Here is an 18,731-nt window from a genome sequence, read left to right as displayed (position 1 = left end):
TGCGTGGTTCCGCGGCACGAACAATCGCGGGTATCGGCACAACGTCGACCAGGCTCCGACTCGTCGGTTTCTGAACAGGCTACCGGTTAAACAAGGACTAGCTTCATGATATCTACTATGAATAGAACGGATTCTTCTCTTCGGGATCTTTTCGGCACCATCAAATCCCGGTGGCCGTGGATTCTTATCTCCACCCTGCTGTGCGGGGGCCTCGCAGCGGGTTGGTCATTTCTTCAAATTCCGACGTTCGAGTCAACGGCGACGGTGTTGATTGAACGAGAACACCAACCTCCGACTCAGACAACTGCGTCGCAGGTAGTGGATCTTTCTCCGGATTACTACGAGACGCATTTCGAGCTGCTCAAGACCAGACGGGTCCTCGAGAAGGCGGCTCATGCCTTGGGCATCCTCGATCGGAGAGAGTTCGCCTCACGGCCGGAAGGCCTTGAGAGCTTCATGCAGAGGAGTTGGTTCACAACGCAGAAGCCGCAGACGTCTCTTCAGCCGACGTCGTGGGAATCGGCATTCGGGCTATTCGAACGCGATATTTCTATCAAGCCCGTTCGGGGGACGAGGCTTGCCCGTATTGTCGTGCGCTCGCACGATCCTGAGTTCGCCGCGCGTGCCGCGAATGCAGTTGCTGCTGCCTATGTCCAAATCAATCAGGAGGTCAACAGCACGAATAAGGAGAAAGCCCTTGGCTGGTTTTCTTCCCATCTGGACGAACTGCGACACAAGGTAGAGCAAGCGCAAGAGGCTCTTCATACGTATCGAGCCAAGAACGGCGTCGTCGAGATTGGAGATCGTCAGTCGGTGTCCGCTCAGCGCTTGCGAGAGTTAACCACGGAGCTAGTCAAGTTGCAGGTGCGTCGGAACGAGGCAGAATCGAGATATCGTCAGATTGCAGGCCTTCTGACGGACAAAAGCCTGGCTGACGGAATCGATTGGTCCAAATGGGACGACCATTCCGAGGTTCTCTCCTCGCCGTTGATCCAGACGCTGAAGGCACAAGAAATCAAAGCGGCGGGAGAGACTGCAGAGTTGGGAGAAAAGTATGGGCCACTTCACCCGAAACTCTTGAAGGCCAAAACCGAGCTCAGTCAATTGCGTGAGTATTTGGTCGCCGAAGTGCGAAAAATCTATCGTTCGCTGAAGCACGAACGAGACCTCGTTGTTTCTCGGGAGGCGGCTATTCAATCCGCGATCGCTCAGCAGAAAGCGGACGTCGTTCAGAGCGAAGGGCTACAATCACAGCAAGCGTTGCTCGAGCGAGAGGTTCGGAGCGCTCAGCAGGTGTACGACACGTTTCTGACCGGAATGAAGGAGGCCTCACTGGCTTCTGAGTTCATTGTCAGTAATGTCGTACTCGCCGATCCTGCGATCCCGGCAACGGTTCCAAGTAAGCCGCGAACCTTTGCCAATGTTGTACTCGGGCTGTTGTTCGGCTTTGCGTTGGGGACAGGATTGGCACTGCTCCGTGACCACTGGGATCAGAGTCTCAAGGACCAGTCGGATTGCGTCGGCCAGCTACCCAGCATCGCATTTTTGGATTCAGTCCCGTTCATTCCATCCCAGACCGGGCCTGACCGGTTGGTGATCGATGGACCGCACGCGATGCCTGCCGTCGAGGCTTTTCGATCGATTCGTGCGAGTATTCTGCTCTCCGGCAGGGTTCAGCGGGATGGGGCGCTGCTGATTACGAGCCCGGGGCCTAGCGACGGCAAGAGTACGCTGGCGGTCAACCTCGCGATCGCCATGGCTCAGCTCGAAAGCATGCAGGTCTTGTTGATCGATGCGGATCTCAGGAATCACCGTCGTCCCAATCTGCTGGAATTGACCGACGCGCAGCCGAAGGGATTGACCGACTATCTGGAGGGCGAGGTCACCTTTGAAGAAATAGTGCATCACAATGGACAGCCGAATCTGTACTTGATTCCCCCCGGAAAGGCGACGGCGTATCCGTCGGAGTTGCTGTCGACGGTGCGGATGCGAGGGTTGCTCGCCCAGTGCCGAGCACAGGGGTATTTCGTGATCATCGACACTCCGCCGGTCGGACTCTTCAGCGATGCCGCTATCCTCGGCAGTCAAGTCGACGGAGTGGTGATCGTGGTCGGAGCAGGACAGGCCGATCGGAATATGTGTCAACTTGCCGCGCAGAAGATTACCAAAGCCGGGGGGACCATCCTGGGAGCCGTTCTGCAAAAGGCTGCAACCCCTCATATGTCCCGTTACTACCGGTATGCTCAAGCCAGCCTGGTCCATGCGCCACAGCAATAGGGCTCCCGTGCAGGTAGCTCGTCCGGTATGTGAGGATTGCGGGAGATGATGCGTACGTCTCTTGGGCGAGCCGCAATCTGGACCGGGCTTGGAGATGCGACGTATGCGTTATGCCAATGGGCAGTGTTGATGGTGCTCGCCCGTCTCGGCACAACGGAAATGGTCGGTCAGTATGCCCTTGCACTGGCGGTCACCGCGCCGGTGGTCATTTTTGCGAATCTCGGATTGCGGCCTCTCCAGTCGACGGATGCCCGTGACCAATTTACCTTCGACGAGTACTTGCGTCTTCGGTTGAGTGCGACGTGCATTGCGCTTCTGGTGATCGCGGTCCTCGCTCTGCAGTATCGGCTGCAAACGGCAGCGATTGTGATGGCCGTTGGAGTCGCTAAGGCCGTCGAATCCGTGAGCGATGTCTACTTCGGTCTTCTCCAGAAGCACGAGCGTATGGCGCTCATTGCTCGCTCCTTGGCTCTGAAGGGAATCGTCTCGATCATCGCATTTACAGTGGGATTTATGATTTCCGGGACCCTGTTGGGGGCTGTGTGCGGGCTCGTGTTGGCTTGGGTTGCGGTGTTGGGCGTCTATGATCTGCCAAATGGGCGGGTGGTCCTGGGTAGGCCGGTCCATGCGCGGCCGCTGTACGACGGCATCGACTGGTCCAGACTTCGGAGGCTTGCTGGTCTGGCCGTGCCGCTAGGCATTGGGAGCATGCTGCTATCGCTGAATACGAGTATCCCTCGATATGTCGTTGAGTCTTACTGGGGGGAGCGAGCTTTGGGCCTGTACGCCGGTATGGTGTATGTGGGGGTGGCGGCGGGCATGTTGGTGAACTCCGTCGGACAAACGGTCACTCCTCGATTGTCTCGGGAATGGGCAGCCGGAGCGGTGAGTTCGTTCAATAGACTCTTACTCGGATTTGGGCTCCTCGCCGCTGCCTGGGGCACATTGGGAATCGCTCTCGCCTGGTTTGCCGGGGAATGGTTCCTCGGGCTGTTGTATGGAAAGCAGTTTAGCGACGAATCCGGTGTATTCGTGTGGGTCATGGGCGCAGCCGCTGTTTCGCATCTTGCGTCAGTGATGGGTTTCGGGATGACGGCCGCTCGCATTATCATGAGCCAATCCGTGCAGTTCGCCTGTGTGGCCCTCGTGGGCCTGTCGACCGCGTACCTGCTCATTCCTCGATTCGGCATCCGGGGGGCGGTGTGGTCTCTGGGATTGTCATGGGCATTTCAGTTGATGCTCTCGTTCGCCTGTCTTGCCGGTGAATCCGTGCGTCGCCTCCAGCGTCAGGGCTTGCCGAGTTTCTACGCCGGGTCCGTTGAAAAAGTGGCCGTGGAAGAGACTGCCAGTCGATAGCTCACCCGCAAGGCGCCGCGTCTGTTGCGGCGATGTCCGATCAGCGCTACATGAAGCGGTCAGATAACTTGATACCATCGGTTGAGGAGGCGTTCCGGCGCAGTGACGGAACGTCAAAAATGCATCTGGTGCTGGGTCAATGCGCCTGGCTCGGGCTGTTCTTGGTTCAACTGGCCATGACAGACGTCTATGAGCTATCTGATGAACAGTCCATCGACGCGCTGTCGGTATTCTTGGGGCTGTTTGCTTTGTGGGTATTTTGGTCTTGGCGGGCGGCGATTGGGCATCTGGTCGATCTCTACAGCTTCTTCTTCACGACCCTGCTGCTATTTTCTGGCGGCCAAGCCTTGCTCAATGTATTCGGACTGCTTCCCCGTGGAATGTTAAACGGGCAGTTTCCGGCCTACGAAATTCGAGCGGCTCTCACGCTGGTCATTTGGTGCCTCCTTGGGTTTCATACGGGAGCGCTTCTCAACGCGTCGCGATATCGAGGCTCCGTCGAAACAGTTTGGCATCGACAAGAAATTGCCGATGTGGTCAGGCAGGTCGGCTTGATTCTCGTCCTGATAAGTGTGGCTCCTGCTCTTTACGAGTTATATCTCGATGCATCGGCGATTCAGACATTCGGTTATGGCGGACAGTTCTACCTGGCCAAATCGGCGACCGGGATCGACGCATGGACCAAGATCCTTAGCATGTTCTTGGTTCCCGGCGCGCTGCTGCTGCTTTCAGGGAGCAAGGGCATGCGGATGAACGTCATCGTGGCATGGCTGGCTATTGCAGGTCCTGCCATAAGCTATTTTCTGTTGGGTATCCGGAATGTCGGAGTCCGGGGATTGGTAGCGCTCTTGTGGCTACATTCTGCCGCAATCCGCCCCATTCGTATGTGGGTCGTGGCGCTGGCCGGCTTCTCCGCTCTCCTGCTGATCCCCGGACTTGCTGCCGTTCGAAGTCGCGCCTTCTCTATTGGAGGCACGCTCGAGTCGCTCCAGCAGGCCTATGCAACCATGGATAACCCCCTCGTGCTTGCGTTGACGGAGATGGGAGGAACCCTTCTGACCGTGGTCCATACCATGAACCTGGTTCCGGCAGTCCGCCCCCATGAGTGGGGAATGGGGTATGTGGTTGCGCTTACTACGGTGTTTCCGAATCTGTTTTGGGATCTTCATCCTGCGATCCAGGCAGGCCTACCGTCGTACTGGTTGATGAAAGAGATCGATCCGTATGCGGCCAATACGGGCTTTACGTTTGGATATTCGATGATAGCCGAAGCGTATCTCAACTTTTCGTCGATCGGTGCCCCGTTGGCGATGTCGGTGATGGGTTACCTGTTGTCCGCATTCGTGTGCTGGTCGCTTCGATTTCCTGATGCGCTCAAGCTGGCGCTCCAAGCTATTCTCATGTCCTTCGTGTTGTTCGTCGCTCGTGCTGAAAGTCACCTCATTGTCCGACCGATATTTTGGGAGTGCCTGGTGCCCTATTGGTTCATCCTCTATTTGGTCTATCGACGGACAAGAGCAACGGCGTTTGTCACGGATCGGCCCATGTTGCGGGATCGAGTTGACGGTCCTTCGGCAGCTTCCATATAGGACCATGCCATCGAAATGAGTCGTATTCGCATTCTGCATGTTGTGGGCGCCATGAATCGGGGCGGGGTCGAAACCTGGCTCATGAATGTCCTGAGAAATATCGACCGAACGAGATTCCGCATGGATTTTCTTGTCCATACGGACAAGCCGGCCTCCTATGATGAAGAGATCGCCGGCCTAGGATCGGACGTGATTCCGTGCTTGGGGCCTGGGCGGCCGTGGACTTACTCGCAGGGCTTACGACGAATTTTACGCGCTCGCGCGCCGTACGACGTGATCCATAGCCACGTGCACCATTACAGTGGGCTGATTCTTCGAATTGCGGCGCGGCAAGGTATTCCGATTCGGATCGCTCACAGCCATAACGATACGACGTCCCTTGATCTTGCCGCAGGGGTCTTCCGTCGTCAGTATCTCAGGGTGACCAAACATTGGATCGCCCAATATGCCACGCATCGCGTAGCGTGTTCGACCAACGCCGCCGGCGCGCTGTTCGGACAGGCTGAGCATTCTGGCGAACCTTGGATGACGCTTCCTTGCAGCATTGATTTGACGGCGTTTGACGCGCCTCGTATATCGGCCGCGATGCGTCGCGAACTCGGAATTCCCGAAGGAAAGTTGATCGTAGGCCATGTCGGACGGTTTGCAGAACAAAAGAATCACGGTTTTCTTCTCGATATTGCGGCGGAGCTTGCTGTTCGGCGACGGGACGTTTGCATGCTCCTGGTCGGAGACGGGCCGCTCCGCCCGGATGTGGAGCGACAGATACTGAAGCGCGGCCTATCTGGCCATGTAAAGGTCTTAGGGGCCCGCACTGACGTCAATCGACTTATGATGAACGTGATGAACGTGTTCGTCTTGCCTTCTCTGTACGAAGGGCTTCCGGTGGTGATGATCGAGGCCCAGGCGGCAGGCCTTCCCTGCATAGTTTCTGATGTGATCACCAGGGAAGCAGATCTGGTTCCCGGATTGGTGTGCCGACGGGCCTTGTCCGATTCAGCCGGAGTCTGGGCCGACGAAATTCTGGCGGCCGATGAACGGGGCCACAATCCGTCTCCGTCGCAGGCGTTAAGAGATGTCAAGAATACTGCGTACAACCTTCAGCGTGCTCTTCCGCAATTAGAACGGCTGTACTCCTCAAGCATGCTGCCCGCCGGCGCATAGAGGTCTAGCCTCGAGCCGGCCGTCTCCCACCTTACAGTCAGCACGATGAAAGTAACTGTCACTACCGAACATCGATTTCACCGTACCCCGGATGGTGCGGTATGGACCTGCGCTCAATACGCGTATGGATTTTTCCTGCGTTACCTGGAGGTTTTTGATGAAGTGGAGGTGCTGTCCCGCGTATTGAACGTAGAGGCGGTACCTGACGGATGGAAACGAGCTGACGGGCCGAGTGTCCGATTCGTGGCTCTGCCGTACTATCTCGGCCCGAAGCAATATGTTCGATGCCGAGGCAATATTGTGCAGATCCTCAAACACACCGCGCGTTCGGCCGAAGCCGTAATTCTAAGGGCCGCATCCCCGACGAGCAGCAGCATGGGACGGTTGCTCAAAAGTCAGGGGCGTCCGTTTGGCGTGGAAGTGATAGGAGATCCGTGGGAGTTTTTTGTGCCTGGCTCGGTAAGCCACCCGCTCAGGCCATTTATGCGGGTATGGTTCTATCGACAACTGGCACGACTATGCGTCAGGGCCAATGGTGTGGCTTACGTAACGCGTGAAGCACTGCAACGGCGATATCCTGCCAGGCCCGGCGCGATGGTCGCAAGTTACTCCGATGTCGAGTTGCCGGATTCTGCCTATCGGGATGAAGCCCGCGTACCCTCAAGGACGAACGAGCCCATCCGGCTGGTCAGTGTCGGCACGCTCGCACAACTCTACAAGGCGCAGGATGTACTCATTGCTGCGGTCTCGGATTGTGTGGCGCAAGGCATGAATCTTCAACTCGTATTGGTTGGGGACGGACAGTTCCGAGCCCAACTCGAAGCCCAAGCGAGAACGCTTGGAATGGGTGCTCGGGTGCGGTTTGCCGGGGAATTGCCATCCGGTGAGGCCGTGAGAGACGAACTCGACCGCTCGGATGTGTTTGTGCTTCCGTCCCGTTCCGAGGGACTGCCTCGCGCATTGATCGAGGCGATGGCGAGAGGCTTGCCTTGTATCGGATCGACTGTGGGCGGCATTCCGGAGTTGTTGCACCCGGATGACCTTGTGGCGCCGAATGACGCACGGGCGCTGTCACGGATGATTGCCCGTTGTATCGAGGAGCCAGGGCGTCTCGTGCGGATGGGTGAGCGTAATCTTCTCCGCGCGAAGGAGTATCACGAAACCGTGCTCAGGAAAGCGCGCGTGACGTTTTACGAATGGATTCGTGGCGAAACCGAACGGGCTCGAACAGTGACACATACCCGCGGTCGGACAGTATCGCCGAGCGTCCAAGATCGGTCTTCTGTGGCCGAGGAGCCTTTGAGATGAAACTGGTTCATATCACCACAGTACCGCAGTCCTTGAGGTTCGTCTCAGGGCAGCCGGCCTTCATGCGTGCGCACGGTATCGACACTCATGCCGTTTCTTCACCCGGAGAAGTCTTGGCAGAGTTCGGGCGATCGGAGGGCTGCCCGGTATACGGGGTGGAGATGCCTCGTCGCATTACGCCATTGCAGGACGTGGGGGCCTTGAGACGGTTGTGGCGGTATCTTCGTAGGCTGCAGCCTCAGATCGTTCATGCTCACACCCCGAAAGGCGGCTTATTGGGAATGCTGGCGGCAAGGCTGGCCCGTGTTCCTATTCGGGTTTACCACATGCATGGCCTCCCATTCTTGACGGCTACCGGTCTCAAACGTCGATTGCTCATGATCACGGAACGCTGGTCCTGCCGGTTGGCCACAGACATTTTATGCGTGAGTCCCTCTGTTCGGGCCGCAGCGATCTCCCTCCGACTCTGTCCCCCCTCCAAGATCAAAGTCCTGCTCCGCGGCAGTTGCAACGGTGTTGACGCGGCTCAGCAGTTCAACCCGGAGCGAGCGGGCAGTGACGTACGAGCGAGCACCCGCCGGCGGCTGGGTATTCCAGTCGATGCGCTCGTTATCGGATTCATTGGACGTCTTGCCAAGGCCAAAGGGTTAGTGGAGTTGGAGGCGGCTTGGCGGTTGTTGCGGGAAGCCTATCCGACTCTTCACTTGATGTTGGTCGGGCCGGAAGAGCCCAATGATCCGCCTCCTGCTGCCGTCTTGGCGCGACTGCGATCGGATCGACGGGTGTGTGTTGTGGGAGAGGACTGGAATACCCCTCCGCTGTACCGCGCAATGGACATCTTGGTCTTGCCGACGCACCGCGAGGGATTTCCCGTGGTCTTATTGGAAGCTGCCTCCATGGCACTGCCTATCGTCGCAACACGCGTGACCGGCTGCCAGGATGCCGTGCAGGATGGCCTGACCGGGACTCTGGTTGCCCCCTACGCTGCGGAGGTATTAGCCGGAGGGGTGCATCGATACCTCCGCGATCCGCTTCTTCGGCAGCGTCATGGTGAGGCGGCCCGTGCGTGGGTGTTGCAGGATTTCAACCCCAAAGCCATGTGCCGGGCAATCTATGAGGAATATGTCCAGGCCTTGGAATCACGAGGGCTCGACACGCCCCCCGGATGTGACAGTCATGATCGGCGGTGGAGATGGCAGGATGCCGAACAGCTCCGCACGTCCAAAAGCGGATTGGAAGGTTGACGTGTCCATGCTGACGAATCGGCGTGAATTGAATGCCGCATCACGCAGGGTGGGCGTGCATCTGTCATGAAACGGGTATGTGACCTCGTCCTCACTGTTGCGGCCTTGCCTGTGCTGCTGCCTTTGCTGTTGGTGCTTTCAATCATCGTGCTCGTGGCGCATGGATGGCCCGTGCTTTTCAGCCAGCGCCGGCCCGGCCTGTATGGCAAGCCCTTTACACTCTACAAATTCCGCACGATGACTGATGCGCGTGACGCAGAGGGGCGGCTCTTGCCGGATTCCGCCCGCCTGACTCGGTTTGGGAAGTGGCTGCGAAGTACGAGCTTGGATGAATTACCGGAATTGCTCAACGTCCTAAAGGGTGACATGAGCCTCGTCGGCCCTCGCCCGCTTTTGATGGAATATTTGGCTCATTACAGCCGAGAGCAACATCGCCGGCATTTGGTGCCACCCGGTCTGACCGGCTGGGCCCAGGTGAATGGTCGAAACTCCGCGGATTGGAACCAACGATTCCTGTTAGACCTCTGGTATGTGGACCACCACTCCTTCTGGTTAGACTGTAAAATTCTTCTGATGACGCCCGCAAAAGTTCTGCGGCGAGACGGGATCGTGCACCCCGACGATCCATCCTGGGAAGGTACTTTCAAAGGTGCGCCGTCCGATCGTGTCTCCCCATAGGCAGTATTCTTAGACTGTGACTCCGTCCGAATCAGCAGACATGGCTACCAAACAAGACCTCATTCTGATTGGCGGAGGTGGGCATTGTCTCTCGTGCCTCGACGTGATTGAGCTGCATGGCGGCTTCAATGTGCTCGGCATCGTGGATGAGAAGAATGAAGTGCATCGCTTGCTGGGGGAGTATCCATTGCTCGGGCATGAGGAAGATTTGCCGATCTTAGCGCGGACGTGCCCCAACTTTCTCGTCACGATAGGGCAGATCAAACTGTGGGAGCCGCGGTTTCGTGTCTATGCGGTACTGAAGGAACTTGGAGTGAACTTGCCGACGGTTGTCTCTCCTTTGGCACATGTGGCGCGCAATGCCAAGCTCGGGGAGGGAACCATTGTGATGCACCATGCGGTGGTCAACGCAGGAGCGACCGTCGGAGGAAACTGCATCATCAATACGCGAGCGCTAGTCGAGCATGATGCCGTTATTGAAGATCATTGCCATATTTCTACCGGCGCCATCATCAATGGAGGTGCAACTGTCCGGCAACGCTCCTTCATCGGAAGTAATGCGGTGCTTCGGGAAAGGATTGTTGTGGGGGAGGAATCCATTGTCGGCGCTGGTGTCGCAGTTACTCAGGATTTACCCTCAGGTTCTTTGATCCGTCCATGACACCGATTCGATCCGGACCAAATGGAGATGGTGACGTCATGACCTCCGATGCGGGCATCGATGCTTTCTTGCCGTCGAGCGAAGATGTACGATCCTATCAACGGTGCGGATGGTATCGCTCGAAGCGGGTCTTGCCGGACGAAGTGTTGGACCTTGCCTATGCGGGAATTCAGCGACATTTTTCCGGAGCGCGGGATTACATCCTTCCTGCGACGAGTGGATTTTCTGATTGGAAGCCGAATGATGGTGCGATGGTGCGAAATGCGGAGGTTGTCGCGCTTCAGAATGTGGATGTGCGGAAACTCGCCCTTCATCCGATCCTCGGTGCCATCGCTGCGCGACTTACCGGAAGCACACGCGTCCGATATTTTGCTGACACAGTGGTGGACAAGCCGGGCGACTTGCAGGACAACGAGTCCGTCGTCGGCTGGCATACCGACCTGGCGTATTGGCAGACATGCACGTCCGAGGCGCTCTTGACGATGTGGATTCCCTTTCAGGACTGCACGCTCGACATGGGCCCCTTGCTGTATGTCGAAGGTAGTCACCGATGGTCAGGCACCGACCATTTGCGCACCTTTCGCTGTAAGGACCTTGGGGAATTGGAGAGACGCTTTCCTCAGCATGCACCGTTCAAAACGGTTCCGATGACGCTGCGCCGCGGAGAACTCAGTGTGCATCACTGTCGATTGATTCATGGCAGCGGTCCGAATACCAGCGGCCGTGCTCGAGTGGCATTTGCGGTACATCTCCAGGATGAAGCGAACCGCTTCCGTCTGTACAGAAACGAGAAGGGCATTCCCTGGCATATCTTCTTAGATGACCTCGCAGCCAAACAAAGTGACGGGACCCCGGATTATTCCGATCCCGCTGTATTTCCGACGATTTGGCCTGTCTCTCCTCCGACCGTTTAGAGAGTCCATCCACAACCATGATTCTGGAGCGAGACGGCTTCACAGTCCTTGATGCCGCTGTCCCTGCGCAGCGAGCCCAGTGGCTTGCAGCCTGGCAGACCTGGTCCCGGCGCGACGTTGTCGCCCATCCTGGTTATGCGGAGTTGTTCGCAGGACCGGGGGATCAAACTATATGTGCTTGTCAGAATCGGGCGGATGGAGGCATTCTTTTTCCGCTCATCGTGCGGTCGCTCAAGGGGGAGTCGTGGGTAGAAGACGCTGAAGGCATAAGTGATCTCACTTCACCTTATGGATATGGCGGCCCATTCGGATGGGGAACCTATTCCGCCGAGGAATTTTGGCAAGGATTCGATGCGTGGACTCATTCCGTCCGTGCCGTGGCGCTCTTCACCCGCTTTTCGCTCTTTAAGGAAGAGTTGATTCCGTTTCATGGCGATGTGGTGGTCAAGGGACCCTGTGTGATCGTGCCAGTAAAGGGTGATGGGCAAAGCCTGCTCCGGAGCTATGAGAAGACTGCGCGAGAGAATGTACGGCAAGCCGAGCGGGCAGGGGTCAGCGTCGAGATTGATCTGGAGTGTCGGCGTCTGGATGAGTTTCTCTCCGTGTACCACTCGACGATGAAGCGATTGGATGCTCTCCCCATGTATTTTTTTGCACGACCGTTCTTCGAACGTCTGCTGGCTGGGTTGCCTCGACAGGCTATGCTTGTGCACGGAATTTATCAGCAGCAGGTTGTGTCGAGCGAAATGCTTTTGCAGTCGGAGGATCACGTGTATTCGTTTCTCGGGGGGACCCTCGAAGCCGGTCTGCCGGTCCGCGCAAATCCGTTGCTTCGGCATGCGGTGAATGTTTGGGCCGCGATGAACGGTAAACAGTTTGTTGTGCTCGGAGGCGGATATGCGGGGAAGGACAGCTTGCTTCGCTACAAACAGCGCTTCGCCCCCACTAGCGCGGTAGAATTTGCCGTTGGCACCCGCATCCTTGATCCGGCCCGGTACCAGAGCCTGGTGGAGCAACGTATCGCCTGGGAACGTCGAACGACACCGGGGTGGCTCCCTGATCCCGGCTTTTTCCCCGCCTACCGTTCCTGACTCAAGACCCCGAATGCTTCTTTTGCGATCGGCCCATTGGGGTCACGCGTATTTCGATCGGGAAACTTCGAAGTTCTGAGTGACTCAGTTGCATTGCAGAACCGAGCCGTCTTGATTTCATGCGACACCTCCTTTGCGTCGGGGCCGTGCGGGAGTTGGCTGGTATCAAGCTCCATTCCATGGCCACAGTTGCCTAGAGCGAGCGTTGTGTCGGTCGCTGTAGTGACGCAACGACTTATCTCGCAAGGGCTTTAGCACGTCACCCGTCCTCCGTTCGAATCGTGCCCGACGCTCTCTAAGCAAGATCCACGGTTTTCCCTTCATTGGTTACTGTCACGAATTCCGTGCGCTCCTGTTTCCACCATTCCGCATATCAGCGCCCAAACCTGAGGAGTCGTCTTATGGTCACTATGCCCATCATCCGTCCCACGCTGCCCCCACTCGATCAGCTCATCGACCTCATCCGCCCATCCTGGGAAGCCGGAACGGTCACCAACGGCACCATGGTGAAGGCTTTGGAAGCCGAGGCCTGCCGCCAAACCGGAGCGGCGCACGCGGTGGCGATGTCGTCTTGCACGAGCGGGTTGATCCTGGTCCCTCGCGCATTGGGACTCCCGGCCGGCGGGGAGGTGATCGTTCCGTCCTTCACGTTTACCGCGACGGCTCAGGCGTTGCTGTGGAACGGGCTTGTCCCGGTGTTCTGCGATTGCATGCCTGGCACTTGCACGCTAGATCCTGAGGACGTCGAACGCAACATTACATCCAAGACGGTCGCCATCTGTGCCGTGTCGATTTACGGTCTGCCGCCGGACATCGACGCCCTGCTGGATATCGGCCGGCGTCACGGCCTGCCGGTCTACTTCGATAGCGCGCAGGGCTTAGGCGCCACCTACCGTGGACAGCCGCTTGGCGCGTGGGGCGCCTGCGAAGTGTTTTCTCTCAGTCCCACCAAAGTCGTGACAGCCGTCGAAGGGGGGATCGTCACGACCAACGACGCAGCCCTCGCAGACAGGCTTCGTTCTATGCGCGACTATGGCCGGGATCTGGTCCATCTGGAGGACATGACTTCGCTTGGATTGTCCGCGCGAATGAGCGAATTGCATGCAGCCGTAGGGCTCTGGTCCCTTCGGCAGCTCCATGAGTGGGGCAAGGCTCGCATGGCTCGAATCGAAGTGTATCGCGAGCGGCTTGGAGGACTTCCTGGCTGTTGGGTGCAGGACCTGCCGGCAAACCGCACCACCAGCGGAAATTACTTCGTGTTGTTCATCAGCGATTCAGCTAAACGGAGTCGGGATGAAGTCTATGCAGCGCTCTATGAATCGGGAATTCAAACCAAGCGATACTTTTATCCGCCGATTCACGAGCAGACCGTGTTTCAGGGCTTCGCAATTCGCGTGAGTGCCACGCTGCCTCGTACGGAGAAGGCCAGTCGAGAAGGGCTGGCGCTCCCGCTCTATTCTCATATGACGATGGATCAGCTCGATACCGTATGCCGAGCCGTAGAAGGGTTGCTAGGGTAGGTTTGGCAATGCCAGCTAGTCAAATACCAAAGTCTATAGCCATCGACAAAGCGGCGCCGCTGGCGAGTCACGGTTGGCTTCGGCAGGCGCTCCGTTCGGATCTTGGACTGTCGATTGTGCTGTGTCTGCTCATCGCTGGAGTCTACTGGGCCATTCATACTCAACTGTGGGTTCCGCTTCGCGCGAACGAAGAACTGTCGGGTCCGCGGCCTCGGGCGGACGTGGTGGTGGTGCTTGCAGGCGAGCCAGAGCGATGGAATTTTGCCAATGCGCTCATCGGTCAGGGGTATGCTCCGCGCATCCTCTCTACACTCACCGACCCCGCCTGTCTCAAGTCGGGAGCACTGGAGGCAGCCTGTAGGACCGGGGTTCGCAATACGGTGGATGAGGCGGTTGTGATGCGACGGGTCCTGAGCGATGGGCATGTGAAGCGCGCCACGGTCGTCACCTCCGATTATCACGCGCTTCGGACAGCTGCAATCTTTGCCATTGTATTTGCCGGGAGCGGTATCGAGGTGGAGATCCTCGGGGCCTCCACATCGGGCACCGCCCAGTTCGCACGCTACGGGCATGAACTCGTCAGTTTGGGGCCCAGCGTCCTTGGGGCCTTGGCGTCGCGACTATCCCCACCGGCCTACGAGTATCTGTTGTCCCTTCGTCACGCGTCATCTCACTGAGCAGCGCGCAGTCATCCTGCACTACGCACCCACTTTCATGAGGCCTATGCGACATCTACGTGTATCATTTGAACGACCTTCGGTCATTGCGCTCCATCTATTGCTGGCGCTTGCCGCCAATTGGGGGGCATTCTGGTTGAGATTCGACGGCACAATCCCGGACTGGGCGGTCTCGCTACAGCTTCAGACACTGCCGCTTCTCTTGGCCTTCCGTGCCGGATTCCTGGTCTATTTCCGTTCATACGAAAGCCTGTGGCGGTATACCAGTATGTGGGACCTGAGGAATCTCGGGTTGGGGACGTTGTGCAGCAGTCTGCTGTTTTTTGTGACGATTCGGTGGGGATTGGGGCTCGCCGCCTATCCCAGGTCGGTCTATATCATCGATGCGTTGCTCATGATCTTGCTTGTCGGGGGAATGCGCATAGGCCCTCGATTGAGTCGAGAATTTGCCTGGCATCGAGGAAGCCGACGAGTATTGATCTATGGCGCTGGTGATGCCGGTGAGGCAATCCTGCGGGACCTCCGCGGGAGGCCCTTTGAGGGCTATCACCCGATTGGTTTCGTCGACGACGATCCGACGAAAAGTGGGCGTCGGATTCACGGGGTGCGTGTCTTAGGGACCAGTGCGCAATTGGCGGAGATTATGAATAAGCAGGCGCCCCACGTGGTGCTCGTGGCTATTCCAGAGGTGGAACCGACTGTCTTGCGATCGTTGGTCAGAGCCTTGTCGCCCTATCGCGCCACCATCAAAATCATTCCCAACCTCCGTCGACTCCTCAATGGCCGTATTGAATTGAGCCAAGTCCGTGACCTGGGTGTGGAAGACCTGTTGAAGCGAAAGCCGGTTGATATCGATAAGGCGGGAATTCGCGGCCATTTCGCCGGGAAGTGCGTCATGGTGACCGGCGCCGGAGGGTCGATCGGTTCCGAGCTATGCAGACAGATTGTCGCCTGTGAACCGACTACACTGGTCTTGTACGAGCGGTACGAAAATAATCTCTACGCAATCCGAAATGAATTGATTCATTTGGGATACGGCAAGAGCATTGCGGCCATTATCGGTGACATCACCGACGAAGCGCGCCTGTCCTCGGTCATGGGGCACTACCGCCCGGATATCGTGCTCCATGCGGCGGCGCACAAGCACGTGCCCCTCATGGAAGCAAGTCCCTGCGAGGCAGTCAAGAACAATGTCGGTGGAACGAGGCTCGTCTCTCGGTTGGCAGATCGGCATAAGGTGCGACAGTTCATTATGGTCTCGACGGACAAAGCCGTAAATCCGACGAGCGTCATGGGCGCCACGAAGCGAGTGGCTGAAATGCTCGTGCAGGACATCGGCCAGGCCAGTCAGACCTGCTTTGCCACGGTGCGATTTGGGAACGTGCTCGGCAGCAACGGTAGCGTGGTGCCGCTGTTCCTGGAACAGATTAAGGCCGGAGGGCCGGTGACCGTCACGCATCCGGAAGTTCGACGGTATTTCATGTTGATCTCCGAGGCCGTGCAGTTGGTGCTGCAGGCTGCGGCTCAGGCCGAGTCCGGAGCTACGTATATTCTCGACATGGGAGAGCAGATCAAGGTCGTAGAATTGGCCCGCAACCTGATTCGGCTGTCCGGCTATATGCCGGATGACGAAATTCCTATTACATTTGTCGGTCTCAGGCCCGGTGAAAAGCTATACGAAGAGCTCGTCGGTGCGGGTGAAACAGTCGCACCTTCGTTCGTGGAAAAGATCCAGCGCGTCACCCCCGGTGCCTTGCCGGACCAGAAAGAGTTGATCTTACAAGTTGCGGCATTGGAAAGATTCGCCCACTCGCAAGACCACCGGTCTGTGATCGAGTCCATTTGTCGCCTCGTCCCCACGTTTCAGCCGGATCTCGTCGCGGCCTCTACGTTTGCGATTCGTCAGCCTTCCGGACAGGTTCACACTGTGGAGGAACAGCCATGGTCATACAAATAGGGCGCAGAATCATACTGTTCATGCTGGTGACCGGGCTGTTGTTTGCGGCCGGCCTTACATCGTCCTCCGGTGAAGCCCAAGAGCCTGCGGCACAGCCGCCCGCGCAGTATGTGCTCGGTCCTAACGATCAACTTCGTGTTCAAGTGTTCGGCGAAGATGATCTCTCCGGAGAGACAAGGATCGATGGACAAGGCAACATTCAATTGCCGCTTGTGGGATCTCTACCGGCGGCAGGGAAAACGATCGGCGAATTGCAGCGGGTGCTGACCGAGCGGTTGGCTTCCGGTTACGTACGAAACCCTCAGGTCACGGTACGAGTTCTGAAACACCGGAACTTATTTGTGAGCGGGGAAGTCAAATCCCCGGGCGGGTATCCTTTTGAGGAAGGGCTGACCGTAGGGAAGGTGGTTACGCTCGGCGGGGGGCTAACGGAAAAAGCGGATCGGCACAACATTGTGATCAAGCGGAAGGCCAATGGGCGAGAGGAAACGATTCCTGCGAACCTGGAGTCGCCTGTCCTGCCGGACGACACTGTAGTGGTGGCGGAAGGGCAGAAGTTCTTCGTGAGCGGAGAGGTAAAGACGCCGGGGCGCTACCTCTATGAGAAAGGACTTACGGTGCACAAGGCCCTGAGCCTGGCCGGCGGCCGGACGGAGAAGGGGGACAAGGGGCCGGTGAAGGTGACGCGGGTGATGAACGGTGTGGCGGAGACCCTGACGGCTGGGGCCGACGCCGCGGTGCAACCGGATGACATTCTGGTGGTGGAGCAGGAGCATCGGCGGGTGTATGTGAGCGGCGAAGTGAAGACCCCGGGGGGCTACCCGTACCAAGAGGGCGTGACCGTGCATCGGGTGCTGGCCATGGCGGGCGGCCTGACGGAGAAGGCCGAGCGGGGCCTGCTGCAGATCTTACGCCGGGTTGAGGGACCGGAAGACACGGTGGCGGTCCAATTGGATTCGCTGGTCCTGCCGGACGACATCGTGGTGGTGGCGGAGGGGCAGAAGTTCTTTGTGAGCGGAGAGGTGAAGGCGCCGGGGCGCTACCTCTATGAGAAGGGACTTACGGTGCACAAGGCCCTGAGCCTGGCCGGCGGCCGGACGGACAAGGCCGAGCGCGGGACCATCGTCATTACTCGTCTGGTCGATGGTGTGCCTCGCCAACTTGAAGTCAGTGACGACGCGCTTCTCGAACCAGGTGATTTTGTGCTTATCCCGACCCTGAAAAAAGTGTACGTCGATGGTGAAGTCAAGCGAGCCGGTGACTACCCGTATGAGCGGAACCTGACGGTTCACAAAGCCATCACGATGGCAGGCGGTGTCACGGATAAGGCGTCGATCGGCAGCGCCAAGATTCTCCGCAAAATGAACGGGCGCGAGGAATCTCTTCCTGCCACCTTAGATGGGCCGCTGCTGCCGGAAGACATTATCGTGGTCCCACGGAGTTTTTTCTAGAAAAGTAGGGGCCTCGGAATATGAACATGAAATGGTACGCGATGCGGTATCTTGGACGGAGTATCTCCATGAACATCAGGTTTGTTTGCTGGTTGTTGGCTATGTGGATCACCGCGAGTGGTTTCTCTGCGGCTACAACGCAGCCGGGTGGCCACGAAGGGTATCGATTGGGTCCCAACGACGTGCTGCGGATCTTGGTGTATGGCGAAGAGGACCTGTCCATCGAAACAAAGATCGAGGGCAACGGTCACATTACCTATCCCTTGCTCGGGGTGTTGAAGGTGGATGGCCTCACCGCTCAAGAGCTGCAGCAGCAGCTGATGATCAAGCTGGAAGCGGGATATGTCCGACACCCCAAGGTGACGGTAATCATCGCGCGGCATCGAAACTTTTACGTTGGGGGTGAGGTGAAGACGCCGGGCGGTTACCCCTACGAGGAGGGGCTCACGGTCCAGAAGGCCATCGCGTTGGCGGGAGGATTCTCAGAGAAAGCAGACAAACAGGTCATTACGGTGACTCGACCAGGAGTGGCGGGCGCGACGCTGCTGTCGTTTCAATCAGATGCCGTGATCAGACCAGATGATCTGGTAACGGTTGCGCCAGCCAAGAAGTTTTACATCAACGGCGAAGTGCACCGTGCAGGAGACTATCCCTATGAAAAAGATCTCACGCTGCATAAGGCCGTGACAATGGCCGGTGGGTTTACAGACAAGGCCTCAACTTCTAAAGCCAAGGTCATTCGTAAGGTGGAGGGCCGCGATGAGACGATCTCGTTGGACCTTCAAGGAGCCATCCTGCCGGAAGACATTATCGTGGTTCAGCGCAGCTTCTTCTAGGCGTGCCC

General features: G+C 57.7%; 15 protein-coding genes. All 15 read left to right on the top strand.

Annotation, left to right across the window (positions count from 1 at the left end):
* The first annotated feature begins 117 nt into the window (after nt 1-117).
* Entirely contained in the window at nt 118-2,277 is a 2,160-nt protein-coding gene (locus tag KF814_01430) for a polysaccharide biosynthesis tyrosine autokinase (GenBank protein MBX3234788.1), read from the top strand.
* 45 nt (nt 2,278-2,322) lie between these two features.
* Complete coding sequence (locus KF814_01425; protein ID MBX3234787.1) at nt 2,323-3,633, top strand: oligosaccharide flippase family protein; 1,311 nt, start codon at nt 2,323-2,325, stop codon at nt 3,631-3,633.
* A gap of 119 nt (nt 3,634-3,752) precedes the next feature.
* Nucleotides 3,753-5,222, top strand: a complete 1,470-nt coding sequence (gene wzy, locus KF814_01420; protein MBX3234786.1) for an O-antigen polysaccharide polymerase Wzy — start codon at nt 3,753-3,755, stop codon at nt 5,220-5,222.
* Nucleotides 5,223-5,237: 15 nt separating this feature from the next.
* A complete protein-coding gene (locus KF814_01415) occupies nt 5,238-6,386 on the top strand; it encodes a glycosyltransferase family 1 protein (GenBank protein MBX3234785.1) in 1,149 nt (382 codons plus the stop codon).
* A 375-nt stretch (nt 6,387-6,761) separates the two neighbouring features.
* Nucleotides 6,762-7,694: a glycosyltransferase family 4 protein gene (locus tag KF814_01410; GenBank protein MBX3234784.1), complete on the top strand. Its 933-nt coding sequence runs from the start codon at nt 6,762-6,764 to the stop codon at nt 7,692-7,694.
* A complete protein-coding gene (locus KF814_01405; GenBank protein ID MBX3234783.1) occupies nt 7,691-8,938 on the top strand; it encodes a glycosyltransferase family 4 protein in 1,248 nt (415 codons plus the stop codon). Before KF814_01410 ends, KF814_01405 begins: the two co-directional genes overlap by 4 nt.
* A gap of 66 nt (nt 8,939-9,004) precedes the next feature.
* Nucleotides 9,005-9,616 (top strand): sugar transferase, encoded by a 612-nt coding sequence (locus tag KF814_01400; GenBank protein MBX3234782.1) that lies wholly within the window; start codon nt 9,005-9,007, stop codon nt 9,614-9,616.
* Nucleotides 9,617-9,632: 16 nt separating this feature from the next.
* Nucleotides 9,633-10,277: an acetyltransferase gene (locus KF814_01395; GenBank protein ID MBX3234781.1), complete on the top strand. Its 645-nt coding sequence runs from the start codon at nt 9,633-9,635 to the stop codon at nt 10,275-10,277.
* Between the two features lie 38 nt (nt 10,278-10,315).
* Nucleotides 10,316-11,191, top strand: a complete 876-nt coding sequence (locus KF814_01390; GenBank protein ID MBX3234780.1) for a phytanoyl-CoA dioxygenase family protein — start codon at nt 10,316-10,318, stop codon at nt 11,189-11,191.
* A 17-nt stretch (nt 11,192-11,208) separates the two neighbouring features.
* On the top strand, nt 11,209-12,282 hold the full coding sequence (locus KF814_01385; GenBank protein MBX3234779.1) for a GNAT family N-acetyltransferase: 1,074 nt from the start codon (nt 11,209-11,211) through the stop codon (nt 12,280-12,282).
* Between the two features lie 401 nt (nt 12,283-12,683).
* Nucleotides 12,684-13,802 carry a DegT/DnrJ/EryC1/StrS family aminotransferase gene (locus KF814_01380; protein MBX3234778.1) on the top strand — a complete coding sequence of 373 codons (1,119 nt, stop codon included), beginning with the start codon at nt 12,684-12,686 and terminating at the stop codon, nt 13,800-13,802.
* A gap of 8 nt (nt 13,803-13,810) precedes the next feature.
* Complete coding sequence (locus KF814_01375) at nt 13,811-14,479, top strand: YdcF family protein (protein ID MBX3234777.1); 669 nt, start codon at nt 13,811-13,813, stop codon at nt 14,477-14,479.
* 46 nt (nt 14,480-14,525) lie between these two features.
* Nucleotides 14,526-16,436 (top strand): polysaccharide biosynthesis protein, encoded by a 1,911-nt coding sequence (locus tag KF814_01370; GenBank protein ID MBX3234776.1) that lies wholly within the window; start codon nt 14,526-14,528, stop codon nt 16,434-16,436.
* Nucleotides 16,421-17,887: an SLBB domain-containing protein gene (locus tag KF814_01365; protein MBX3234775.1), complete on the top strand. Its 1,467-nt coding sequence runs from the start codon at nt 16,421-16,423 to the stop codon at nt 17,885-17,887. Before KF814_01370 ends, KF814_01365 begins: the two co-directional genes overlap by 16 nt.
* A 68-nt stretch (nt 17,888-17,955) precedes the next feature.
* Nucleotides 17,956-18,723, top strand: coding sequence for an SLBB domain-containing protein (locus KF814_01360; protein MBX3234774.1), 768 nt, complete (start codon nt 17,956-17,958; stop codon nt 18,721-18,723).
* The last annotated feature ends 8 nt before the right edge of the window (nt 18,724-18,731 follow it).

Source organism: Nitrospiraceae bacterium, assembly GCA_019637075.1.
In the GTDB taxonomy this organism is placed as follows: Bacteria; Nitrospirota; Nitrospiria; order Nitrospirales; family Nitrospiraceae; genus JAHBWI01.
Note: the sequence above shows the minus strand (reverse complement) of the source record. Positions and strands in the feature narration are given on the sequence as shown.